Below are 22,667 nucleotides of genomic sequence, written 5' to 3'. Positions count from 1 at the left end.
GGTTACCCGAACAGGGCAGGCAGGGTCCCTTCCCACACCTCGCGCAGCTCGGTCATGGGGATCGAGAACAGGCCCTGGACCTCGACGGAGTCGGATCCCTCGTCGACGACACCGATGCGCACCCACGGCATGTTGCGTGCGGTGCACATACCGGTGAAGCGCGACTCCTCGGTGCGCGGCACGGCCACGAGCACGCGGCCGGCCGACTCGGAGAACAGCGTCACGAACGGATCGGCGTCCTCGGGGATCAGCACGCGGCAGCCGGTCTCGCCCGCGAGTGCGGCCTCGACGACGGCCTGCGCGAGACCACCCTCGGACAGGTCGTGCGCGGCGGAGATCAGGCCGTCGCGCGAACCCGCGGTGAGGATCTCCGACAGCAGTCGCTCACGGTCGAGATCGACCTTCGGCGGGACACCACCGAGGTGGTCGTGCTCGACCTGCGCCCAGATGGAGCCGTCGAACTCGTCGCGGGTCTCACCGAGCAGGATCAGCGTCTCGCCCGGCTCGAGGCCGATGCCGGTGGGGATGCGGCGGTGCACATCGTCGATCACACCGAGCACCGCGACGACCGGGGTCGGCAGGATCGCGGTGGCGCCGGTCTGGTTGTAGAAGCTGACGTTGCCGCCGGTGACGGGGATGCCGAGCTTCGCGCAGCCGTCCGCGAGGCCGCGCACGGCCTGCTGGAACTGCCACATCACGCCGGGATCCTCGGGCGAACCGAAGTTCAGGCAGTTCGAGACGGCCTTCGGCGTCGAGCCGGTGGCGGCGACGTTGCGGTAGGCCTCGGCGAGGGCGAGCTGGGCGCCCGCATACGGATCGAGCTGCGTGTAGCGGCCCGAGGCGTCGGTCGCGAGCGCGATGCCGCGGCCGGTCTCCTCGTCGATGCGGACCACACCGGCGTCGGCGTTCTCGGCGAGCACCGTGTTGCCGCGGACGTAGCGGTCGTACTGCTCGGTGATCCACTTGCGGCTGCACAGCGCCGGCGACGCGAGCATCTTCAGCAGCGTCGCGCGCAGCTCGTCGGCGGTCTCCGGACGCTTCAGGCCCGCGGTGGTGTTCGCGATCAGCGCGTCCTGCGAGGCCGGGCGCTCGACGGGGCGCTCGTAGACCGGGCCCTCGTGCGCGACCGTGCGCGGCGGCACGTCGACGACGGTCTCGCCGTGCCAGTCGATGACGAGGCGGTCGCCGTCGGTGACCTCACCGATGACGGTGGCCAGGACGTCCCACTTCTTGCAGACGTCCATGAAGGCGTCGACGTTGTCGGGCGTGACGACGGCGCACATGCGTTCCTGCGACTCCGAGGACAGCACCTCGGCCGGGGTCATGCCCTTCGCGCGCGTCGGGACACGCTCGAGGTCGATGTGCATGCCACCGTCGCCGGCGGCGGCGAGCTCGGAGGTCGCGCAGGACAGACCGGCACCGCCGAGGTCCTGGATGCCGACGACGAGCTTCTCGCGGTAGAGGTCGAGGCAGCACTCGATGAGCACCTTCTCGGTGAAGGGGTCGCCCACCTGCACGCTCGGGAGCTTCTTGGGGCGGCCACCGGCGCTGTCGTCGAAGGTCTCGGAGGCGAGGACGGACACGCCGCCGATGCCGTCGAGTCCGGTGCGCGCGCCGAACAGGATGACCTTGTTGCCCGTGCCGGAAGCGTGCGCGAGGTGCAGGTCCTCCACGCGCATCGCACCCGCGCACAGCGCGTTCACGAGCGGGTTGCCCTGGTAGGAGGCGTCGAAGACGGTCTCGCCGCCGACGTTGGGCAGGCCCAGGGAATTGCCGTAGCCGCCGACACCGCGCACGACACCGTCGACGACGCGACGGGTGTCGGGGTGATCGGCTGCGCCGAAGCGGAGCTGGTCCATCACGGCGATCGGGCGGGCGCCCATGGCCATGATGTCGCGGACGATGCCGCCCACGCCGGTCGCGGCGCCCTGGTACGGCTCGATGTAGGACGGGTGGTTGTGCGACTCGACCTTGAAGGTGACGGCCCAGCCGTCACCGATGTCGACGACGCCGGCGTTCTCACCGATGCCCGCGAGCATCGATTCGCGCATCTCGTCGGTGGTGGTCTCGCCGAAGTAGCGCAGGTGCACCTTCGACGACTTGTACGAGCAGTGCTCGGACCACATCACCGAGTACATGGCGAGTTCGGCATCGGTGGGGCGACGGCCCAGGATCTCCTTGATCCGGGTGTACTCGTCTTCCTTCAGACCCAGCTCCCGATAGGGCTGAGCGGCGTCGGGGGTTTCGGCGGCGTGGGAGACGGTATCCACGTGCGGTGACACTGGGCGTCGGGTCCCTTCACTCTGGGATCGAAAACGGCAGGCCGGGCGGGAACTGCCGCGGATCAGTCTATCGCTGCGCAGGCGCGACGGGGTTCACCGGTGCGGGCACGAGCTCCGACGGTGTGACGGCCACCTCGGTGCCCAGCGCATCGAGGGTGACGGTGCCCGAGTGCTCCCCGTCGAATCGGTACCACCCGTCGACGAGCGTGAAGGTGGCGATCACCGGCGGTCCGCCGAGATCGACGATCCAGTACTGCAGGACGCCGGCCTCCGCGTATTCGGAGAACTTCGTGACCCGGTCGGTGCGGGCCGTGCCGTCGACGGTGACCTCCACGACCAGCTTCACCTCGGAGATCGGTGCCCGATCCGGGTCGGCGTCGACGAGGGAGCGTCCCACGACGATCACGTCGGGGCACCGCACCGTCAGCGGCTTCTCCGCGACCAGCACCTCGACGCCGCCGAGCGCGCACCATTCGTCGGGCAGCTTCTCGTCGAGGAGCAACGCCAGGGTCACCGCGGCGTGATCGTGCGCCGCTCCCGGCGCCGGCGCGGCGACGAGGACGCCCTCGCACACCTCCACGTGGTGCCCGTCGGATTCGGGCAGGGCCGACCACTCGGCGAGGGACAGCAGATGATCGGGGTAGGACGGGACGTCCACTGCATTCCCCCGTTCTCTCCGACCGGACACGACCGTCTTCAGTGTGTCACCGGCGGGTGCTTCGGGGCGGGCGAACGCGGTCACGATGCCGGGGTCAGGAAAGCGGTCAGGGCCTGCGCATAGCTCGCCACGTCGTCCGCGCCCATGAACTCGCGCGCCGAGTGCATAGCGAGCTGCGGGGCTCCGACGTCGACGGTCGTGATGCCGGTCCTCGACGCGGTGATCGGACCGATCGTCGAGCCGCACGGCAGGTCGGCGCGGTGCACGTACCGTTGCAGCGGGACCCCCGCCTGCTCGCAGGCCAGCGCGAAGGCCCCGGCGCCGGTCGCGTCGCTCGCGTACCGCAGGTTCTGGTTCACCTTCAGGACCGGTCCGCCGTTCACCGCGATGCGGTGGGCGGGTTCGTGCCGCTCGGGGTAGTTGGGGTGCGTGGCGTGCGCCATGTCACCCGACGCGACGATCGAGCCGGCGCGGGCTCGGAGGAACTCCTCGCGCCCACCGCCCCGGAGCAGGACGATCCGTTCGATGACGGTGTTGAGCAGTTCCGAGAAGGCGCCGCGGTCGGACATGCTGCCGACCTCCTCGTGGTCGAACAGGGCGAGGAGCGGCATCGGGCCACCGTGCGCAGCGACGTGTTCCGCGGCGTCGAGCAGGGCGTGCAGCCCGGCGTAGCAGGTGCCCTGGTTGTCGAGACGCGGTGCGCTGACCAGGTCGCGGCCCGGCCCGACGACCGCGCTCGGCGCCAGGTCGTGGGTCATCAGCTCCCAGCCGAGCACCGCGCCCGGATCGATCCCGTGCTGCTCGGCGACCCACGCGATGAACGAGCGCGGTTCGGTGCCGACACCCCAGACAGCGTTGACGTGGCGCTGCGGGTCGAGCTGGACGCCCTTGCGGTCCTCGGACAGGTGGATGGCGAGCTGCGGGACCCGCAGGACCGGCGCGTCGACGCGGACGAGGACGTCCTCGGTCGTCTCCCCCGCGCGCACGGTGAAACGGCCGGAGATCCCGAGGTCGCGGTCGAGCCACGAGTTGAGCCACGCACCGCCGTACGGTTCGAGCCCCACCATCCGCCAGCCCGCCGACGTGAGATCGGGATGCTGCTTGACCCGCAGGTTGGGGCTGTCGGTGTGCCCGCCGACGATGCGGAAGGGCGCGGCCGGATCGTCGGCGACACCCTCGGTGCTCCACGCGATCAGCGACCCGCCGCGCACCAGGAAGAAGCGTCCCGGCTCGGAGGGCCAGGCCTGCTGCTCGTGCAGTTCGACGAAGCCCGCCTCGGTCAGCGCCGCGGCGACGGTGGCGCAGACGTGGAACGGCGACGGCGACAGGTCGACGAAATTACAGAGACCCCGAGCATCGGCACGCGTGGAAGACATGACTGCATCTTCGCATCACGGACAGTCTCGGTGCTGAACGAAAGAGCCGCGCCGCTCCCCTCGTACCGAGTGTCAGTGGCCCTCGGCGACGCAGAACAGGTTGCCCTCGGGGTCGGCGAGCGTCACCCAGCGGAAGTCGTCTCCCATGTTCTCGCGATGGACCTCCTTCGCACCGGCCTGCACGAAGCGCTCGACCTCGGCGTCGAGATCGGGGGCCGTGAGATCGAGGTGCACGCGGTTCTTCCCGGGCGTCGGATCGGACACCTTCTGGAAACCGAGCCTGATGCCCTGCGGCAGGGCGACGATGAAGAACCAGCCGTCGTTCTCCTGCTCGATGCGGCCGCCCGTACGCTCGGCCCACCACGTCGCGATCGGAGCCGGGTCGGTGGTGTCGAAGGTGATCATCGCGATGGTCGCTGTCATGGCGCGACGGTACCGCCGGGGACCGACACGCAACGCCCGTCGACGGACAGGCCCGATTTGGGTAGTCCTACTCAGGACAGGACGATTCGGCTCCGGCAGACTGATCCGCGATGTCGCGCATGGGGGATGACGACGACATCGCGCCCGGGACTTGATCGGGGGGTCGAGCTCCGGGTTGTAGGGACGAGGGATTCCGCAGCCGATCGGGACGGTGGCGGGGTCCCTCGTTCCGTCTCTCCTGTTCCGGGACTTCGAGTTCGGGATCCATCGAACCCGGAACGAGCGAAGCCCCACCGACACGGGAGAGTCGATGGGGCTTCGCCGGAAGTTCCGGTCAGACGGTCACGCGTTGACGACCGCGTCCAGCACGCTGTAGAACATGCCGAGTCCGTCGTCGCTGGGGCCGGTGAGCGCCTCGGTGGCGTGCTCGGGGTGCGGCATGAGACCGACGACCCGGCCGTTCGCCGACGAGATACCGGCGATGCCGCGCTGCGAACCGTTCGGGTTGTCGCCCGCGAAACGGAACACCACGCGACCTTCACCCTCGAGCTCGTCGAGCACCTCCTCCGATGCCTGGTAGCGGCCCTCACCCGACTTGAGCGGGATGAGGATCTCGGCGCCGGCCTCGTAGCGCGAGGTCCACGCGGTGGTGTTCGACTCGACCTTCAGCCACTCGTCGCGGCAGACGAAGTGCAGACCGGCGTTGCGGGTGAGCGCGCCGGGCAGCAGACCCGCCTCGCACAGCACCTGGAAGCCGTTGCAGATGCCGAGGACGGGCATGCCCTTCTGCGCGGCCTCGACGACCTTGCCCATCACCGGCGCGAACCGTGCGATGGCGCCGCAGCGCAGGTAGTCGCCGTAGGAGAAGCCGCCGGGCACGATCACCGCGTCGACTCCCTTGAGATCGGCGTCCCCGTGCCACAGGCTCACGGCCTCACCACCGGCGAGCTTCACCGCGCGGGAGGCGTCGACGTCGTCGAGCGTGCCCGGGAAGGTGATGACTCCGATGCGTGCGCTCATGCGTCACCGTCGATCCGCCGGATGGCCCAGTCCTCGATCACCGTGTTGGCGAGCAACGACTCGGCGATCTTCTCGAGCTCCTCGTCGCCGACGCTGCCGTCGACCTCGAGCTCGAAACGCTTGCCCTGACGGACGTCGGTCACGCCCGCGAAGCCCAGCCGCGACAGCGCCCCGGTGATGGCCTGACCCTGGGGGTCGAGAATCTCGGCTTTGGGCATGACTTCGACGACGACACGCGCCACGTGCTGCTCCTCGGTAGTAGTGCTGGCGCCCGGGGACGGACACCGGACATCCAGCAGTTTACCGGCCGTGGCCACCGGGACGGGCATCGGCCGAGGTCCCGCTCGTGCGAGACCCGTCACCCCCGTTCAACGCCGCTCGGCAGCAACGAGTTCGCGCACGCGGGGCGCGACCTCACCGGCGAAACGTTCGAGGTCGGATCGCTCGTCGCTGCCGAGGACGAAGGTGCTGGTCCCGTGCCGCAGGGTCAGCTCGGCGAGCTGCTCGGCCCACACCTCGGGCGGCCCGTGCAGGAACGACCCGTCGGCGGTCCCCGCGAAGGTGCCGGAGATGTTGTAGAGCCGGCGGATCGCGGCGGGATCACGCCCGGCACGGTGCGCGCCCTCGTCGACGCGGGCGCTCATCTCCCCCAGTTTCTCGGGCCCGGCGGCGAACGAACTCGGCAGCCATCCGTCGGCGAAGCGCCCGGTGACGTCGAGCATCCGCTTGCCGTAGGCCCCGAGCCAGATGCCGAGATCGTGCGCGGGGAACGGTCCCCGCTTCGTGCCGGTCAGCCGGTAGTACGTGCCGTCGACCCGGGCCGCGCCCTTCTCGTCCGACCACAGGGCGCGGATCACCTCGATCGCCTCGATCAGCGCATCGACCGCTTCGCCGGGGCTGCGGTGCGGTCCGCCGTTCGCGGCGACGGCGTCCCAGAAGGCACCCGACCCGAGACCCAGTTCGACGCGACCCCCACTGAGCCGGTCCAGCGAGGCCGCGCTCCGTGCGAGGATCACCGGCCCGCGCAGGGGCAGGTTCGCCACATCGGGCGCGACCGTCACGGTCGTGGTGCGCGCGGCGATCCACCCGAGCAGCGTCCAGGTGTCGAGGAATCGCGGCTGGTAGGGATGGTCCTGGATCGTCACCAGGTCGAGTCCGGCACGCTCCGACACCACGGCGAGGTCGACGACGCCCGCCGGATCGGCAGCGGAGGGCGTGAGGAAGCTGCCGAAGCGGAGTTCCTGTCCGTAGTCGGTCATCGGGCTCCTTCCGACGGCATACTCGACGGCATGCAACTGACCCATTTCGGCCATTCCTGCATCCTCGTCGAACACCTCGGCGCGAAGCTCCTTTTCGACCCCGGAAATTTCTCCCACGGGTTCGAGGGCATCACCGGACTCGACGCGATCCTCGTGACCCACCAGCATCCCGACCACGCCGACACCACCCGGCTGCCCGCGCTCCTCGAGGCCAATCCCGGAGCGCAACTGTTCTCCGACCCGCAGTCGGCGAACCTGCTCGACGGCGACTGGACCGCGGTGCGTCCCGGCGACTCCTTCTCGGTGGGTTCGCTGACCGTGCGCGGCACCGGCGGACGGCACGCGGTGATCCACCCCGACATGCCCGTCATCGACAACACGGCCTTCCTCGTGGGCGACGACGAGAATCCGTCGCGGCTGCTGCACCCCGGCGACTCGCTGTACATCCCGCACGAGCGCGTCGACGTGCTGGCCCTGCCGTCGACCGCGCCGTGGCTCAAGATCTGGGAGGCGATCGACTACCTGCGCGCGGTGAATCCGCGGGTCGCCGTGCCGATCCACCAGGGCATCGTCAACGACAACGGTCGCGGCATCTTCTACGGCCGGTACAGCGAGATGGCGCCCGAGGGCACCGAATTCCGCGTGCTGCCGCACGAGGACGGAGTCGAGGTCTGACGCTGCGGAGCGCGAAACGGTCGTCGGCGCGGGATGTTTCGCGCTCCTATGACCGTTTCGCGCTCTGCTGTCCCGGTCGACGCCGACGGGAGGTTCAACGGGCGGCGGCGCGACCTGCCGCCCGTCCCGAGAAGATGCATCCGCCGAGGAAGGTGCCCTCGAGCGACCGGTAGCCGTGGACGCCGCCACCACCGAAGCCGGCGACCTCACCGGCGGCGAAGAGACCGTCGAAGACCGACCCGTCCGACCGCAGGACGCGCGACGACAGGTCGGTCTCGAGGCCGCCGAGCGTCTTACGGGTGAGCAGATGCAGCTTCACGGCGATGAGCGGGCCGGCCTTGGGGTCGAGGATCCGGTGCGGCGCCGCGATGCGGACGACGCGATCGGGTGCGTAGGCGCGCGCCGAGCGCACCGCCGCGACCTGCAGGTCCTTGGTGTACTTGTTGTCCATCTCGCGGTCGCGGGCCTCGACCACCGAACGCACCTGCTCGTAGTCGAGCGGCGCCTCGGGGGTGAGTTCGTTCATGCCCGCGACGAGATCGGCGAGCGTGTCGCGGACGACGAAGTCGACACCGCGCTCCTTGAAGGCCTCGACCGGTCCGGGTGCACCCGACCTGACCCGCTGCAGCAGCAGGCGGAGGCTGCGCCCGGTGAGGTCGGGATTCTGCTCGGAGCCGGAGAGCCCGAATTCCTTCTCGATGATCTTCTGGTCGAGCACGAACCAGGTGTGGTCGTAACCCGTGCTCACGATGTACTCGAGGGTGCCGAGCGTGTCGAAGCCGGGGAACAACGGCACCGGCAACCGCTTGCCGGTGGCGTCGAGCCACAGCGAGGACGGGCCGGGCAGGATGCGGATGCCGTGATCGGGCCACACCGGGTCGTAGTTGGTGATGCCCTCGGTGTAGTGCCACATGCGGTCGCGGTTGACGATGTTCCCGCCGGCCTTCTCGGTGATCTCGAGCATCCGGCCGTCGACGTGGGCGGGCACACCGCTGAGCATGTGCTTCGGCGGCTCCCCCATCCGCTTCGGCCAGTTCTTCTTCACGAGGTCGTAGTTGCCGCCGATACCGCCGGAGGTGACGATGACGGCTCCGGCGGAGAACTCGAAGTCCCCGACGACGGTGCGGGAGGACGCCACGCCGCGCGCCGCGTCGGTGGGTTCGAGAATCGCCCCGCGCACACCGGTGGCGGCGCCGTCGGTGACGACGAGTTCGTCGACCCGGTGGCGGTGCTTCAGCGTGACGAGTCCGCGTTCGACGCCTTCGCGGAGCTTGCGCTCGAAGATCTCGACGAGGCCCGGACCGGTGCCCCAGGTGATGTGGAATCGCGGGACCGAGTTGCCGTGCCCTGCAGCGTCGTATCCGCCGCGTTCGGCCCAGTTGACCATCGGGAAGATCTTCAGCCCGCGCTGCTTGAGCCAGGCGTGCTTCTCCCCCGCGGCGAACTCGACGTAGGCCTGGGCCCAGCGCCGCGGCCAGCGGTCCTCGATCTCGCGGTCGAAGCCGGCGGTGCCCATCCAGTCCTGCAGGGCGAGTTCGTAGGAATCCTTGATCCCGAGTCGTCGCTGTTCGGGACTGTCGACGAAGAACAACCCACCGAACGACCAGAAGGCCTGCCCACCAATGTTGTTCGAGTTCTCCTGATCGACTAGCAGAACCTTGCGACCGGCGTCGATCAGTTCACCGACCGCCACGAGCCCCGCGAGTCCCGCCCCCACCACGATCACGTCAGCGTCCATGGCCGCCAACATTACCGAGCGGATGCGACGACCGGGAGCACCGGCGGGCCCGGCGGGATCACGCCACGCGGCTGTTCGACGGGCGCGGCCGCCAGGCGTGGACGGTCGGCTCGGCACCGTGGTGCAGCGCGAGGTCGACAGCGTCGAGGACCGCCTGGCGGGGTCCGGACTCGGCGAGCCGGAGCGCGGCGATCGCCAGGCGCAGCAGCTCCCCGCGCCGCGCCGTCCGCGACGCCCCCATCACCATCGCGCGGCATCGCCACACGTCCGACCCCGCACCGTCGCCGAGGCCGTACACCCGCGCCTTCGTCACGGTGCCCGTTACCAGGTCGTGGATGCCGGCGTTGTCCGCCATCATCCGGAAACCGACCTGCGGAAGTGCTGCCACTGCGCCCGGCGACGCGCGCCATCGCGGTGGTGCGAACAGCCGGGTGCGGAGTCCGGTCTCCTCGAGCACGCGGTCGGCGGCGAGCAGGCGCAACCGTGCTTCGTGCTCGGGCAGCGTCGCGAACTCGGCGCGACGTCGCTTCGTCGCCGCCTGGTCGTAACCGTGTAGCACGATCGCGTCGCCGCCCTCGCGTCGCTCGAGCAGCCATTCCTGCGTCGCCGGATCCCGCGCGAGGCGGTAGTGGTCCTCGAGGCGGGGTGCGACGAACAATGACAACGGCACTCCGCGCGCATCCGTCTCACGGGCAAAGGCGTCCACGAGGTCGCGCGTGACGTCCCGGATCCCCGACACCGACACGATCATCCGTCCGCTCATGACCCCGAGCCTGCTGCACCCGGGTGAACGGCGTCCTGCCCTGCCGGGAAGTCCGGATGAAGACTCGGGCCGGCAATCCGCATCCCGTTCATCGGGACAGTGTCGACGGCCACATCGAGCCGGGCATACCGTCCGGGCGTGGCAGTCCCGAACCAGACCTATACGCGCCTTCTCTCCCCCGGCACCATCGGGCCGATCACCCTGGACAACCGAGTGGTGATGCCCGCCATGGACATGAACCTCTGCGAGGACGGTGAGATCGAGCAGGGTGACATCGATCATTTCGTCGCCCGCGCGGCCGGGGGTACCGGCCTGATCGTCACCGGCTGCTGCGCGGTCGCCTATCCGGCGGGATGCGCCAGCACTAAGGAACCCGGCCTGTCCGAGGACCGTTTCATCCCCGGTCTCCGCGCTCTGGCCGATGCGGTTCACGAGGCCGGCAGCAAACTGTGCGTGCAGATGGTGCACCACGGCAAGGTCGCGCGCATCGACACCCTGCAGGACCGGCCGCAGCTCGTGCCGAGCATCCCGAAGCCACCGAGCGACATGAGCGCCATGGCCGATTGCACTCCTGAGGAGCTGCAGCGCATGGCCACCATCCAGGGCGGCAAGCAGGCCCGCTACAACGAGGCCACGGAGAGCGACATCGAGTGGCTCGTCCGGATGTTCGCCGAGGCCGCCGGCCGGGTCGCGGCCGCCGGAGCGGACGCCGTGGAGATCCACGCCGCGCACAACTACGTCCTCGGTGCCTTCCTCAGCCGCTACACGAACCAGCGCACCGACGAGTACGGCGGGTCGCTGGAGAACCGGGCCCGGCTGACCTGCGAGGTGATCCGCGCGGTCAAGGCAGCGGTCGGCGATCGTCTCGCCGTCATCGTGCGCCTCGCAGGGCAGGAATACGGGGAGACGGACGGTCTCACCGTCGAGGAATCCGCCGCTGCCGCCGCATTGTTCGAACAGGCCGGGGCCGACGCCATCCACATCACGGGCACCGCACTGAACGCGTTCGCGAACTTCACCGATGGTCCGCTGCCGGACAAGGTCGGCTACTACACCCACAACGCGGCGGTCGTCAAACGTGCGGTGTCCGTTCCGGTCATCACCGTCGGCCGCATGCTGCCGGAGGTCGGCGAGCAGATGATCGCCGAGGGCGTCACCGATTTCGTCGCGATGGGCCGTCAGCTGCTGGCCGATCCCGCTGTCGTCGCCAAGCTGAAGCAGGGACGCAGCGAGCAGATCCGCCCGTGCATCAACTGCTATGTGTGCGTGCAGGAGAACTTCTGGGACGCCACGCCGATCTGCGCGGTCAATCCGGCGCTCGGCAACGAGACGCTCGTGCCGTTCGTCCGCAGCGCGACGCCGAAGCACGTCGTCGTGGTGGGTGCCGGGCCCGGTGGCCTCGAGACGGCGCGCGTCGCCACCGAGCGAGGACACCGCGTCACCGTCCTCGACAAGACCGACCGGCTCGGCGGGACCCTGTGGTTCTCGACCCTCACCACCCCCGACAACGAACGGCTGCTGAAATGGCTGACGGCCGAGGTCGCCCGCCTCGGCATCGACGTGCGGCTCGGCACCGAGGCCTCCGCCTCATCGATCCGTGCCCTGAATCCGGACGTGGTGGTCGTCGCGACGGGCGCCGTGCGGGAGCGTCCCACCGTGCCGGGCGGGGACCTGCCGCACGTGCACACAGGCGACAGCATGCGTGCGCTCATGACGGGCGCGGGCGGCGTCTCCGGCCAGTCGCCCCTGCTGCGGATGATGGGCCGATTGGGCAAGCTCGCGGGTATCACCACGAGCCCCCGGAGGATCCGTGATCTGAGCCGGCGGTTCCTGCGTTTCCTGCCGATGGCGAAGGACGTCGTCGTGATCGGCGGGTCGCTCGTCGGTCTGGAGCTGGCCGAGTTCATGGCCGATCGCGGCAGCCGGGTGACGCTGCTCGCCGAAGGTCAGCAGCTCGGGGTGCCGATGGCAATGCCGCGCCGGTGGACCGCCGTCAAACACGCGCGCGAGGTGGGCGTCGAGGTGCACCGCAATGCGACCGTTCAGCGCATCACGCGGAAGACGGTGGAGTTCACGGTCGGTGGGGAGACGAAATCGGTGCGCGCCCGGATGGTCGTCGTCGCGTCCGGGGTGTCGGCAGCGGCACCGCTCGCCGACGAGCTGGCCGGCTCGGGCATCGACGTCCGCGTCGTCGGGGACGCGGGTCGGGTCGACTACATCGAGGGCGCCGTCCACAGTGCCTGGAAGGTGGCAACCGACCTGTGAGAACAGCAGGTGGCAACCGGCCTGTGAAGCGGCAGGTGGCGACCGACCTGTGAGAACAGTAGGTGGCGGCCGGTTCGTGAGTGCACGAACCGGCCGCCACCCGTCGGATCAGGCCTCCCGGTCGCCCGGCGCCGCGAACCTGTCGCGGTGCACGGCCTCCTCGAGCGGGCGACCCTTGCGCCAGCCGAACCGTTCGAGGTCGGGTATTTCCTGCAGCCGCGTGACCGGGCCGACGCACAGCCACGCGATGGGACGCACGGGTGCGCTCACTCCGACGAAGTCGGCGAGGAAGTCCTCCTCGTAGAACGACACCCATCCCACGCCGAGTCCCTCGGCGGTCGCGGCGAGCCACAGGTTCTGGATCGCCAGCACGGCCGAGAACAGGCCGGATTCGTCGATGGTGTGGCGGCCGAGGATGTGCTTGCCGCCGCGTTCGGGGTCGTAGGTGACGACGACGCCGGTCCCCGATTCGACGATGCCTTCGATCTTGATGGGGTCGAAGGTGCTCTTCCGGTCCTCGGGGAGCGAGTCGGCGAACGCCTGTCGGCAACCGGCGACGTGCTCGGCGAACTCCTTCAGTCGCTGTTCGTCCTGCACGACGACGAAGTCCCAGGGCTGGGTGTTGCCGACACTGGGTGCGTGGTGGGCGGCCCGCAGGATGCGCATCAGCGTGTCCTCGTCGAGCCGTTCCCCGTTGAATTCTGCACGGACGTCGCGACGCATGCGGATGATGTCGTACAGCGCGTCCCGCGCTTCTGTGCCGAACATGTCAGGCCGGCAGGATCTCTTCGAGGGCGTCGAGGATCTCGGGCGCATCCGGTTCCGTGCGGGGACGGAAGCGCGCGGCGACCGTGCCGTCGGGGGCGATGAGGAACTTCTCGAAGTTCCACTGGATGTCGCCGGCCTCGCCGGAGGCGTCCGGGTGCTTGGTGAGCTCGGCGTAGAGCGGATGCCGGTTCTCGCCGTTGACCTCGATCTTCTCGAGCAACGGGAAGGTCACGCCGTAGGTGGCGGAGCAGAACTCCTGGATCTCCTCCGGTGTGCCGGGCTCCTGACCCATGAACTGGTTGCACGGCACGCCCACGACGAACAGTCCGCGGTCGCGGTATTCCTGCGCGAGCTTCTCGAGCGCCGCGTACTGCGGGGTCAGGCCGCACTTGGACGCGACGTTCACGACGAGAACCGCGTGGCCCTCGTACGCGCCGAGATTCGTGGGTTCACCCGTGAGGGTGTTGATCGGGATGTCCTGGAGAGGCGTGGTCATGCTTCCAAACTATCGTGTGCCCGATCACTCCCCCGAACATCGGCGTGCTACATCTTCTCCCCCGGGAGCGCGGCGGCCTGCCGAACCCACTTCCGGACCTTCTCCTCGTCGAGGTCCTCGAGCCGGCGGATGTCGTGATAGCGCATCTCGGGATGCTTGGACCCCTTCTCCGGCAGCGGGTCGAGCGAACTCCCCCTGAAGAAACTCAGCTGCACGTAGTTCGTGAAGCAGCGGAACGTGAGGAACCAGCTGTCGTCGGCGGTGCCGTAGAGCGGCTGGTTCCACTTCACGGCGTTGTGGACGTCGGGAACGTCCTCGAGGATCAGCTCGTCGAGGCGTCGGCCGATGTCGTGCTTCCACTCGGGCATCGCCGCGATGTAGGCCTCGACCGGTTCCCTGCCCATCCCCTTCGGGATCTGGGGGTTGCCACCCGACAACAGCTTGGGTCCGGTGCCCTTCTCGGACTCGCTCATGAGGTTTCCCCTCCTTGTCCCGGCACGGGAGCACCCGCCGGGAACCCTTCTGCGATGTAGGACTCGTAGACCGGCCGCCAGGCCTCCGAGTCGGTCTCCTGCGACGGCGGTTCGCCTGCCAGCAGGGCGTCGAACTCGTCGAGGCAGACCGTCCAGCCTGCGGCGACCATCGCGGCGGTCTCCCGGTCGCCGAGGACGTTGACGAAGACGAACAGGCAGCCCTGCGGCGTCGGGTTCAGTGTGAACCCCAGTTCGTCGCCCTCCCACGTGTAGGACAGGCTGCCGCGTGGCTCGCACGCCAGGATCGTGCCCTTCGTGGGCTCGGCGCCGGGCTCGTCGGTGAAGGTGATCGTGCCGCCTTCACGGAGTTCGATGTCGACGGCGGCGGGGAACCATCGGGAGAGTTCGGCCGGGTCGGTCACCGCGCTCCACAGGCGTTCCTGCGGATACGGGTACTCCCGCTCGAAGCGGATCGCGGGGCGGCCTTCGACATCGACGAATCGAGCTCGGTTCTTCACAGCGACTCCCGAAGTTGTGCGGTTGAAGAGCGTTGCGTGGCTTCTTCCCCGAACTATGCCGCATCCCTCCGACAGGAGGGTGCGATCAGGAGACCCGGTCGAACTCGTCCTCGATGTCCCCGCTACGGCTCGAGCACCACCTCTGTCGGAGGCCGCGGTGACATAGCAGGATCGAACCGACCACCGCAGCCATCAGGAGAACGTCCATGCGCATCGCCAACCTCGACAACCGAGCCGTCCTCGTCGTCGGTGACCCCGGCAACGAGCGGGGCATCGACATCGCCACCGCGTCCGACGGCCGGTTCGGACCCGACCTCGCCTCGATCTACGAGTCGTGGGACGAGGTGCGGGCGTGGGCGGCGGACGCGGACGTCACCGACCACGCTGCGATCGACCGTGCCCGGCTCGGCGCCCCTTCCCCCGCACCCCGTCAGGTCTTCGCGGTCGGGTTGAACTACGACGACCACGCCGCCGAATCGGGCTTCGAGGCGCCCACACATCTGCCCCCGGTGTTCACCAAGTACGTCTCGGCGTTCACCGGCCCCGACTCCGAGGTCACGATTCCGGACGGCGGCAACGTCGACTGGGAGATCGAACTCGTCGCCGTCATCGGTCGGGAGGCACGCGACGTCGACGCAGCAGACGCCTGGTCGTACGTCGCGGGCCTGACGGCGGGGCAGGACATCTCCGAACGCGTCGCCCAGATGCGCGGACCGGCGCCCCAGTTCGGTCTCGCCAAGTCCTATCCGGGCTTCGCTCCGCAGGGTCCGTGGCTCGTCACCCCCGACGAGTTCGCCGACCCGGACGATCTGGAACTGGGATGCGCAATCGACGGCGAGGAGGTCCAGAAAGGCCGTACGCGGGAGATGATCTTCTCCGTGCCCGCGCTGGTCGCCGAGCTGTCGCGCAACGTCACCCTGTATCCGGGCGACGTGATCTTCACCGGCACACCCGCGGGTGTGGGCATGGGCCGCGACCCGCAGCGCTACCTGCGCGCCGGTGAGCGGCTCGACAGCTGGATCGACGGCATCGGCGAACTGCACCAGCGTTTCATCGCCGCCGGCTCGTAGTCGCTACAGAAATGGCTGTCCGCTACGGAAATTTCCGTAGCGGACAGCCATTGTCGTAGCGGATGCCGGATCAGACGGAGACCTTCTCCAGCGTCACCGGTTCGCGCTCGGGAGCGGGCTCGTGATCGTCGACCATCATGCTCTCGTCGAACGGCAGCCGTCCGCTGAGCACCTCGTCGACGCGTTCGCGATCCACCGACTTGGTCCACGTACCGATGAGCAGGGTCGCGATGGCGTTGCCGGAGAAGTTGGTGACCGCTCGCGCCTCGGACATGAACCGGTCGACACCGACGATCAGGCCGACACCGTCGAGCAGGTCGGGACGGTGGCTCTGCAGACCGCCGGCAAGCGTCGCCAGGCCGGCGCCGGTGACCCCCGCCGCGCCCTTCGAGGCGACGATCATGAACAGCAGGAGCGAGACCTGCTCGCCGATGTTCAACGGGCTGCCCATCGCGTCGGAGACGAACAGGGCGGCCATCGTCAGGTAGATCGCGGTGCCGTCCAGGTTGAACGAGTAGCCGGTCGGCACGACCACGCCGACGGTGGTGCGCTGGACACCGAGGTGTTCCATCTTGGCGATCAGACGCGGCAGCGCGGACTCCGACGACGACGTCGCAAAGATGAGCAGGTACTCGCGGGCGAGGTACTTCACGAGCTTGAACACCGAGACACCGGCGACCGCGCGCAGCAGCGATCCGAGGATGCCGAAGACGAACACGACGCACGTGAGGTAGAAGGCGATCATCAGCACACCGAGTTGCAGCACGGCGCTCAGGCCGGTCTGGCCGACGACGTTGGCCATGGCACCGAACGCACCGATCGGGGCGAGCCACAGGATCATCGTCAGGATGCGGAAGACGAGCTTCTGCAGGTGGCCGATGCCGCGGAGGATCGGTTCACCCGACTTGCCGATGCCCTGGATCGCGAAGCCGACGAGCAGCGCCACGAACAGGGTCTGCAGGACACTGCCCTCGGTCAGTGCGGAGAGCAGGGAGGTCGGGATGATCGACGCAATGAAGTCGACGGTGCCACCGGCTGCGTGCGCCTTCTCGGCGAGTTCGGCACCCGAACCGGCGTTGGCCGGATCGAGGGTGAGGCCCGAGCCCGGGTCGAGCAGGTTGCCCACACCGAGACCGATCGCGAGTGCCACGGTCGACATGCCCACGAAGTAGATCAGCGCGAGTCCGCCGATCCGGCCGACACTCGCCGCCGCCCGCACCGACCCGATGCCGAGCACGATGGTGCAGAAGATCACCGGGCTGATCATCATCTTGATCAGGTCGACGAACATGGTGCCGAGGACACCGAGCGACTTGCCCGTCTCCGGCGCCAGCCATCCGACGGCGATACCGGCGACGACAGCGATGATGACGCCGATGTACAGCCAGTGGGTACGGTCGCGGCGTTTCCCGTCGCGTTCGGTGCTGGTGCTCATGGGGTGCCCTTCGATCCCGGATGTCGTGTGCGGTGGTGACCGGAGTCACTTCCACCTACCCGAAATGGTTGTCGGGAAACGCCCCGCCGAGGAAGTTTGTGTACATAGTGTTCACGGGGAGGTGACCGGTGAGACGTCGCGAGATGCGGCAGCCCATGAGCGTGGCGAGCCGGTTGCTGATCCTCCAATTGGTGGTGTTCACCGTGGTCGCGGTCGTGGCGGGCATCCTGTTCGCCGTCGACGAGCGCCGCGACGCCGACGACGCGACGCGCCGGTCCGTGACCGATATCGCAGTGACCATGGCACAGTTCCCGGAGGTCGCCGAGGGGTTGGAATCGGCCGATCCCACCGCGGCGCTGCAACCGCGTGCCGAGCAGGTCCGCGAGGCGACCGGCACCGACTTCGTGGTGGTCGTCGATCCGGACGGGATTCGCGTGACGCACCCCGTCGTCGACGAGATCGGACGCCCGTACACCGGTCATATCGACGAGGCCCGGTCGGGCACGCCGTTCACCGAGACGTACACGGGCAGTCTCGGCCCGTCGATCCGCACCGTCGCGCCGGTCCACGCCGACGACGGTGACCTGGTGGGCTTCGTGTCGGTCGGGGTGACCCGGCAACGCATCGCCGAGAACTTCCTGCGGGGGCTTCCGGGCATCGTGGGGGTCGTGGCCGCAGGACTGGCGGTGTCGGCGGTCGGCGCCTATCTCATCTCCCGGCGGCTCCGCCGGCAGACCCTCGGCCTGAATCCCGACCAGCTGCGGCGCATGTACGAACACCACGACGCCGTCCTGCACTCGATCGGAGAGGGACTGCTGGTGTTCGGCACGGCCGAGGACTCCCCGCGGGTCGACGTTGTCAACGACGAGGCCCGCCGCCTGCTCGGGCTTCCCCCGACCGGACCGGTCCCCTTCGACACGCTCCCCGAGACACTGCGCGAACTCGCACTCACCGGTGAGGCACGCGACGAGGTGCACCTGACGCGCGACCGCACCCTCGTCGTCAACAGCGACGCGGTGAACTGGAACGAGCGCCGCATCGGCACGGTCGTCACTCTCCGCGACCACACCGAACTACGCGGCGTCCTGGGCGAACTCGACTCGGTCCGCGGGTTCGCCGAGTCGCTGCGGGCGCAGGCACACGAGTCGGCGAACCGCCTGCACACCATCATCACGATGGTCGAACTCGGCCGGCCGGAGGAGGCGGTCGCCTTCGCGACGCAAGAACTGGCGGTCTCTCAACATCTGATCGACAGGTTGACGAGCGCCGTCCACGAACCGGCGCTGTCGGCACTGCTGCTCGGCAAGATCGACGAGGCCGCCGAACGAGGGGTGGAACTGACCGTCACCGACGACACGGAACTCGGTCCGGTTCCGATCCCGGCGCGCGATATCGTCACTCTCGTCGGGAATCTCATCGACAACGCCATCGACGCCTCCCATGCGTCGGACGATCCGTGGGTGGAGGTGACTGTGCGCCAGGAGGATTCGTCGATGGTCGTCGAGGTCGCCGACAGCGGGCCGGGAATGTCGTCGGACGTGCTGGCCCGGGCCATGCAGCGCGGCTATTCCACCAAGTCCGAGCAGCGCGGCCTCGGACTCGCGCTCGTCGCCCAGGTCGTCGCGCGTCACGGCGGCACCCTGCGCACCGAACCGTCGCTGGGTTCGATGATCGTCGCCGAGATCCCCCTCGGAGGCACGTCGTGATCCGCGTGCTCATCGTCGAGGACGAGCCGCTCATCGCCGAGGCCCACCGCGAATACGTCGGCAGGGTGGACGGATTCGAGGTGGTAGGTGTCGTGCACACGGGCAGCGACGCCGTGCGGGCGGTCGCGTCGGCGGCGCGGGCGAAAACACCGGTGGATCTGGTGCTGCTCGACATCGGGCTCCCCGACACGAACGGCCTCGAGGTCGCCGCGCGCCTGAGCGCCGGTCGCCCGAGCCCCGACATCATCGCTGTGACGTCAAATCGCGATCTGGAGGTCGTGCGGACGGCGGTCGCTCGGGGCGTGGTGTTGTATCTGCTCAAGCCGTTCACCTTCGCGGCGCTGCAGGACAAGCTCGAACAGTACGTGGCCTATCGTTCGGCGCTGCGCGACGCGGAGACGGCGGCGGGTCAGCACGACATCGACCGCGCCATGGCGGCCCTGCGCACGAGCAGTTCCCGTCCGTCGACCCCCAAGGGCATCTCCCCCGACACGCTGTCGAAGATCACCGATTTCCTCCACGACGCCGACGGCCCGCGCACCGCCGCGGAAGTCGGATCGGCCGTGGGGGTCTCACGCGTCACGGCATGGCGTTATCTCGAACGACTCGCCGACGACGGAGCCGCGACCCGTCTCACCGAGTACGGCCGCGCCGGCCGACCCCAGGTCCGGTACGAACTGCGCAGGTGAGCGGTCGTGTATCCGATGACGAGGCGACAACGATGCGATAACTCCGTTAACGGGGGCGTCGGCGGGTCGCGACGTACCGGGTGATCACCTGCCCGACTCCACCGAGGAGGCACACACGTGAGATTCCATCCGACCGCGCTCCTGATCCCCGTCGTCGCAACGACGTTGCTCGCGGGATGCGGGAACGACGACACGACGGCCGTCCCCACGACGACCTCCACAAGCGAGACTGCGCCGGCCACGGGCGCGAACACGGCACGACCTGCACCGGTGCCCGCCGAGTCGACAGAGATTCCCGCGCCGGTCGAGCCCACGCTGGAGGCGTCGGCGCTCGAAGGCAACGGGCTGTGTCTCGACCCGGCGTCGGCTCCCGTCGCGGACGCGCTCGCGGGTCTGAGCGACGACGGGTTCGCGTGGCAGATCGAGGACTCCACCGACGCCGTCGTCGGCGACTGCCCGTCGCTGATGTGGCTGGTCGCGGTGGGTGGGAACAGTGCGTCCTCCCCCGAGCACGTGCTGTTCTTCGCCGACGGCAGCTATCTGGGCACTGCGACGTCGGAGCCGTACGCGTACACCTCGGTGGTCGACGCCTCCGACGGCACCGTCACGGCGGAGTACCGCTGGATCGCCGGTGACGAGCCGTTCTGCTGCCCCGAGGGCGGCCCCGCGACCGTGCGGTACACCTGGGACGGCTCGCAGATCGTCATGCTCGACCCGCTGCCGCAGGAGATGCTCGACTCCTACAACTGATCCTGTTTCCATCCGCTACGAGTTCGACTATCCGCCACGGCAATTGCTGCGGCGGACGACGAAAAGGCGAGCTGATACGAACCGCTCACGGCAGGTAGTGCTTGCGGACGAGCCGATGCCGGCGCCGCTGCCGACAACGGAACGTGCAGGCTACTGCGCGGAAGCCTCCGCGCGGTAGGCACCGGACGTCTCGAGCACCCACGCGAATTCGAACGCGACCTCGCGCCACTTCTCGTAGCGCCCCGACACACCGCCGTGCCCCGCGCTCATCTCCGTCTTGAGCAGCAAGGGGGCATCGCCGGTCTTCGTCGCGCGCAGCTTGGCGACCCACTTGGCGGGTTCGACGTAGAGCACGCGGGTGTCGTTGATGCTGGTGATCGCGAGGATCGCCGGGTAGTCCTTGGCCTCGACGTTCTCGTAGGGGCTGTACGAGCGCATGTACTCGTACACCTCGGGGTTCTCGAGCGGGTTGCCCCACTCGTCCCATTCGATCACTGTGAGCGGCAGGGACGGATCGAGGATCGAGGTGAGCGGGTCGACGAACGGGACGTTCGCGAGGATGCCCGCGAACAGCTCGGGTGCGATGTTCGCGACCGCACCCATGAGCAGGCCACCGGCACTGCCGCCGTCGGCGACGAGCTTCTCCGGGCTCGTGACGCCGGTGTCGATCAGGTGCCGCGCGCACGCCACGAAGTCGGTGAAGGTGTTCTTCTTCGTCAGCGACTTGCCGTTCTCGTACCAGTGCCGGCCCATCTCGCCGCCGCCGCGCACGTGCGCGACCGCGAAGACCATGCCCCGGTCGAGCAGCGACAGGCGTGCGACGGAGAAGGCCGGGTCGATGCTGGCCTCGTACGAGCCGTAGCCGTACAGCAGGGTGGGGGCGTTCTCGGGGGTGCCCTTGCGCGCAACGATCGACAGCGGGATCTTCGTGCCGTCCTCGGCCGTCGCCCACTCGCGGCGCTGCTCGTAGAGCGTCGGGTCGAACTCGCCGAGCACGGGCTGCGACTTGAGCAGCTTCAGCTCGCCGGTGCTCACCGTGTAGTCGTAGACCCGGCTCGGGGTGATGAACGACGTGTAGCCCAGACGCAGTGTGGGCTGGGTCCACTCGGGGTTCGCGCCCGGTCCGACGGCGAAGAGTTCCTCGTCGAACTCGAGTTCGGTGAGCTTGCCGTAGCCCTCGTCGGTCAACGGCCACACCGCGAGTCGCGTGAGGGCCTCGCGGCGGTAGCCGAGCACGAGGTGTCCCTCGAACGCGTCGACGTCCTCGAGGCGCACGTCGTGCCGGTGCTCGATCAGGGTGCGCAGCGCGGACAGGTCGTCGACGGGAGCCTCGGCGAGGACGAAGTTCTCGGCCTTCTCCCCCGTCTCGGGGTCGACGTCGTTGTGCAGGATGAGGAAGCGGTCCTCACCGGCGATCACGGCGTGCTCGGCGCCGTACTCGACACCTTCGCGACGCGGCAGGATCACGCGGAATTCGCCTGTGGGGTTCTCGGATTCGAGCACCCACCCCTCGGTGGTGATCTTCGAGCCGACCCAGATCATGAGGTACTTCTCGCTGCGGGTCGACCCGATCGACACCCAGTACCGCTCGTCGGGTTCGTGGAAGACCTTCACGTCCTCGTCGACGGAGGTGCCGAGCTTGTGCCGCCAGACGGTGTCGGGCCGCCACGACTCGTCGACCGTCTGGTAGAAGACGTGGCTGTGGTCGAGCGCCCACGTCGCTCCCGGTGCGGTGCCGGGGATCTCGTCCGACCGCATCTCACCGGTGGTGAGGTCCTTGATGCGCAGGGTGTAGCGCTCGTCGCCCACGACGTCGGTCGAGTACGCGAGCAGCGTGCCGTCGTGGCTGATCGAGAACGCTCCGAACGAGAAGAACTCATGCCCTTCGGCCTCGACGTTGCCGTCGAGGAGCACCTGCTCGCCGGGAAGTTCGACACCCGGTGTGATGTTCGGCGGCGTCCAGTCGTCGGCGTCGGTGATCGGGCACCGGCACTGGATCGCGTACTGCTTGCCCTCGACGGTGCGGGCGTAGTACCACCAGTCGCCCATCCGGGTGGGGACCGACATGTCGGTCTCCTGGGTGCGCGACCTGATCTCCTCGAAGATCGCCTCACGCAGCGGAGCGAGATGCTCCGTCTGCGCCTCGGTGTACGAGTTCTCCGCCTCCAGGTACGCGACGACCTCGGGGTCGTTCTTGTCGCGCAGCCATTCGTAGTCGTCGACGAAGGTGTGCCCGTGGTGGGTGCGCTCGAGCGGCACCTTCTTCGCGACCGGCGGAGTGATCTTCGAGGAGGTCATATGCG

General features: G+C 68.8%; 21 protein-coding genes. 6 read left to right on the top strand and 15 right to left on the bottom strand.

Annotation, left to right across the window (positions count from 1 at the left end):
* Nucleotides 1-2 precede the first annotated feature (2 nt).
* The 7 genes from purL to ACPCXD_RS09935 form a co-directional block, all read right to left on the bottom strand.
* Nucleotides 3-2,282: a phosphoribosylformylglycinamidine synthase subunit PurL gene (gene purL / locus ACPCXD_RS09965; RefSeq protein ID WP_088897489.1), complete on the bottom strand. Its 2,280-nt coding sequence runs from the start codon at nt 2,280-2,282 to the stop codon at nt 3-5.
* Nucleotides 2,283-2,349: 67 nt separating this feature from the next.
* Nucleotides 2,350-2,940 (bottom strand): Uma2 family endonuclease, encoded by a 591-nt coding sequence (locus tag ACPCXD_RS09960; protein WP_088897490.1) that lies wholly within the window; start codon nt 2,938-2,940, stop codon nt 2,350-2,352.
* An 80-nt stretch (nt 2,941-3,020) separates the two neighbouring features.
* The gene (locus ACPCXD_RS09955; protein WP_258259601.1) at nt 3,021-4,316 is read right to left on the bottom strand and encodes a M18 family aminopeptidase; all 1,296 of its coding nucleotides are present in this window, start codon (nt 4,314-4,316) and stop codon (nt 3,021-3,023) included.
* Nucleotides 4,317-4,388: 72 nt separating this feature from the next.
* The gene (locus ACPCXD_RS09950) at nt 4,389-4,739 is read right to left on the bottom strand and encodes a VOC family protein (protein WP_064061098.1); all 351 of its coding nucleotides are present in this window, start codon (nt 4,737-4,739) and stop codon (nt 4,389-4,391) included.
* Between the two features lie 342 nt (nt 4,740-5,081).
* On the bottom strand, nt 5,082-5,759 hold the full coding sequence (gene purQ / locus ACPCXD_RS09945) for a phosphoribosylformylglycinamidine synthase subunit PurQ (RefSeq protein WP_229567048.1): 678 nt from the start codon (nt 5,757-5,759) through the stop codon (nt 5,082-5,084).
* Nucleotides 5,756-6,001 carry a phosphoribosylformylglycinamidine synthase subunit PurS gene (gene purS, locus ACPCXD_RS09940; RefSeq protein WP_006551824.1) on the bottom strand — a complete coding sequence of 82 codons (246 nt, stop codon included), beginning with the start codon at nt 5,999-6,001 and terminating at the stop codon, nt 5,756-5,758. Before purS ends, purQ begins: the two co-directional genes overlap by 4 nt.
* Before the next feature lie 126 nt (nt 6,002-6,127).
* Nucleotides 6,128-7,018 (bottom strand): LLM class flavin-dependent oxidoreductase, encoded by an 891-nt coding sequence (locus ACPCXD_RS09935; protein ID WP_423659390.1) that lies wholly within the window; start codon nt 7,016-7,018, stop codon nt 6,128-6,130.
* A 30-nt stretch (nt 7,019-7,048) separates the two neighbouring features.
* Here ACPCXD_RS09935 and ACPCXD_RS09930 point away from each other — a divergent pair, with 30 nt between their 5' ends.
* Nucleotides 7,049-7,693 carry an MBL fold metallo-hydrolase gene (locus ACPCXD_RS09930; RefSeq protein WP_006551826.1) on the top strand — a complete coding sequence of 215 codons (645 nt, stop codon included), beginning with the start codon at nt 7,049-7,051 and terminating at the stop codon, nt 7,691-7,693.
* A gap of 94 nt (nt 7,694-7,787) precedes the next feature.
* On the opposite strand, the gene ACPCXD_RS09925 is transcribed toward ACPCXD_RS09930, so the two are convergent.
* Nucleotides 7,788-9,431, bottom strand: a complete 1,644-nt coding sequence (locus tag ACPCXD_RS09925; RefSeq protein WP_064255957.1) for an FAD-binding dehydrogenase — start codon at nt 9,429-9,431, stop codon at nt 7,788-7,790.
* 58 nt (nt 9,432-9,489) lie between these two features.
* Nucleotides 9,490-10,194: a DUF2334 domain-containing protein gene (locus ACPCXD_RS09920; protein ID WP_423659388.1), complete on the bottom strand. Its 705-nt coding sequence runs from the start codon at nt 10,192-10,194 to the stop codon at nt 9,490-9,492.
* A 138-nt stretch (nt 10,195-10,332) separates the two neighbouring features.
* On the opposite strand from ACPCXD_RS09920, the gene ACPCXD_RS09915 reads away from it, so the two are divergent.
* Entirely contained in the window at nt 10,333-12,459 is a 2,127-nt protein-coding gene (locus ACPCXD_RS09915; protein WP_423659386.1) for an oxidoreductase, read from the top strand.
* A gap of 108 nt (nt 12,460-12,567) precedes the next feature.
* On the opposite strand, the gene bluB is transcribed toward ACPCXD_RS09915, so the two are convergent.
* The 4 genes from bluB to ACPCXD_RS09895 are packed head-to-tail and all read right to left on the bottom strand — an operon-like array spanning nt 12,568 to nt 14,714.
* Entirely contained in the window at nt 12,568-13,227 is a 660-nt protein-coding gene (gene bluB, locus ACPCXD_RS09910) for a 5,6-dimethylbenzimidazole synthase (protein WP_085469192.1), read from the bottom strand.
* Between the two features lies 1 nt (nt 13,228).
* Nucleotides 13,229-13,723, bottom strand: coding sequence for a glutathione peroxidase (locus tag ACPCXD_RS09905; RefSeq protein ID WP_229567043.1), 495 nt, complete (start codon nt 13,721-13,723; stop codon nt 13,229-13,231).
* Nucleotides 13,724-13,770: 47 nt separating this feature from the next.
* Nucleotides 13,771-14,196 carry a DUF1801 domain-containing protein gene (locus ACPCXD_RS09900; RefSeq protein ID WP_229567041.1) on the bottom strand — a complete coding sequence of 142 codons (426 nt, stop codon included), beginning with the start codon at nt 14,194-14,196 and terminating at the stop codon, nt 13,771-13,773.
* The gene (locus ACPCXD_RS09895; RefSeq protein ID WP_138841688.1) at nt 14,193-14,714 is read right to left on the bottom strand and encodes an SRPBCC family protein; all 522 of its coding nucleotides are present in this window, start codon (nt 14,712-14,714) and stop codon (nt 14,193-14,195) included. The genes ACPCXD_RS09900 and ACPCXD_RS09895 overlap by 4 nt, the downstream gene beginning before the upstream one ends.
* A gap of 206 nt (nt 14,715-14,920) precedes the next feature.
* On the opposite strand from ACPCXD_RS09895, the gene ACPCXD_RS09890 reads away from it, so the two are divergent.
* Nucleotides 14,921-15,784, top strand: a complete 864-nt coding sequence (locus ACPCXD_RS09890) for a fumarylacetoacetate hydrolase family protein (RefSeq protein ID WP_160873739.1) — start codon at nt 14,921-14,923, stop codon at nt 15,782-15,784.
* Between the two features lie 70 nt (nt 15,785-15,854).
* On the opposite strand, the gene ACPCXD_RS09885 is transcribed toward ACPCXD_RS09890, so the two are convergent.
* A complete protein-coding gene (locus tag ACPCXD_RS09885; RefSeq protein ID WP_016694757.1) occupies nt 15,855-17,219 on the bottom strand; it encodes a C4-dicarboxylate transporter DctA in 1,365 nt (454 codons plus the stop codon).
* Between the two features lie 155 nt (nt 17,220-17,374).
* Here ACPCXD_RS09885 and ACPCXD_RS09880 point away from each other — a divergent pair, with 155 nt between their 5' ends.
* From ACPCXD_RS09880 to ACPCXD_RS09870, 3 genes are all read left to right on the top strand, one after another.
* The gene (locus ACPCXD_RS09880; RefSeq protein ID WP_088897502.1) at nt 17,375-18,925 is read left to right on the top strand and encodes a sensor histidine kinase; all 1,551 of its coding nucleotides are present in this window, start codon (nt 17,375-17,377) and stop codon (nt 18,923-18,925) included.
* On the top strand, nt 18,922-19,614 hold the full coding sequence (locus tag ACPCXD_RS09875; protein WP_016694759.1) for a response regulator: 693 nt from the start codon (nt 18,922-18,924) through the stop codon (nt 19,612-19,614). Before ACPCXD_RS09880 ends, ACPCXD_RS09875 begins: the two co-directional genes overlap by 4 nt.
* Before the next feature lie 117 nt (nt 19,615-19,731).
* On the top strand, nt 19,732-20,364 hold the full coding sequence (locus ACPCXD_RS09870) for an LppP/LprE family lipoprotein (protein ID WP_088897503.1): 633 nt from the start codon (nt 19,732-19,734) through the stop codon (nt 20,362-20,364).
* Between the two features lie 150 nt (nt 20,365-20,514).
* Here the strand turns inward: ACPCXD_RS09870 and ACPCXD_RS09865 are convergent, their stop codons facing one another.
* On the bottom strand, nt 20,515-22,662 hold the full coding sequence (locus ACPCXD_RS09865; RefSeq protein WP_423659383.1) for a S9 family peptidase: 2,148 nt from the start codon (nt 22,660-22,662) through the stop codon (nt 20,515-20,517).
* Nucleotides 22,663-22,667: the final 5 nt, after the last annotated feature.

The sequence above is a fragment of the Rhodococcus sp. AB351 genome (assembly GCF_049538275.1).
Taxonomy (GTDB): Bacteria; Actinomycetota; Actinomycetes; order Mycobacteriales; family Mycobacteriaceae; genus Rhodococcus.
The sequence above is the reverse complement of the archived record's forward strand: the minus strand, read 5'-3'. Positions and strand labels throughout refer to the sequence as shown.

What these genes read in the sequence shown, in the direction of transcription:
- ACPCXD_RS09955 (WP_258259601.1), bottom strand. Translation starts at nt 4,316, where the DNA reads ATGTCTTCCACGCGTGCCGATGCTCGGGGTCTCTGTAATTTCGTCGAC.
- ACPCXD_RS09950 (WP_064061098.1), bottom strand. Translation starts at nt 4,739, where the DNA reads ATGACAGCGACCATCGCGATGATCACCTTCGACACCACCGACCCGGCT.
- purQ (WP_229567048.1), bottom strand. Translation starts at nt 5,759, where the DNA reads ATGAGCGCACGCATCGGAGTCATCACCTTCCCGGGCACGCTCGACGAC.
- ACPCXD_RS09935 (WP_423659390.1), bottom strand. Translation starts at nt 7,018, where the DNA reads ATGACCGACTACGGACAGGAACTCCGCTTCGGCAGCTTCCTCACGCCC.
- ACPCXD_RS09930 (WP_006551826.1), top strand. Translation starts at nt 7,049, where the DNA reads ATGCAACTGACCCATTTCGGCCATTCCTGCATCCTCGTCGAACACCTC.
- ACPCXD_RS09925 (WP_064255957.1), bottom strand. Translation starts at nt 9,431, where the DNA reads ATGGACGCTGACGTGATCGTGGTGGGGGCGGGACTCGCGGGGCTCGTG.
- ACPCXD_RS09920 (WP_423659388.1), bottom strand. Translation starts at nt 10,194, where the DNA reads ATGAGCGGACGGATGATCGTGTCGGTGTCGGGGATCCGGGACGTCACG.
- bluB (WP_085469192.1), bottom strand. Translation starts at nt 13,227, where the DNA reads ATGTTCGGCACAGAAGCGCGGGACGCGCTGTACGACATCATCCGCATG.
- ACPCXD_RS09905 (WP_229567043.1), bottom strand. Translation starts at nt 13,723, where the DNA reads ATGACCACGCCTCTCCAGGACATCCCGATCAACACCCTCACGGGTGAA.
- ACPCXD_RS09900 (WP_229567041.1), bottom strand. Translation starts at nt 14,196, where the DNA reads ATGAGCGAGTCCGAGAAGGGCACCGGACCCAAGCTGTTGTCGGGTGGC.
- ACPCXD_RS09890 (WP_160873739.1), top strand. Translation starts at nt 14,921, where the DNA reads ATGCGCATCGCCAACCTCGACAACCGAGCCGTCCTCGTCGTCGGTGAC.
- ACPCXD_RS09885 (WP_016694757.1), bottom strand. Translation starts at nt 17,219, where the DNA reads ATGAGCACCAGCACCGAACGCGACGGGAAACGCCGCGACCGTACCCAC.
- ACPCXD_RS09880 (WP_088897502.1), top strand. Translation starts at nt 17,375, where the DNA reads ATGAGCGTGGCGAGCCGGTTGCTGATCCTCCAATTGGTGGTGTTCACC.
- ACPCXD_RS09865 (WP_423659383.1), bottom strand. Translation starts at nt 22,662, where the DNA reads ATGACCTCCTCGAAGATCACTCCGCCGGTCGCGAAGAAGGTGCCGCTC.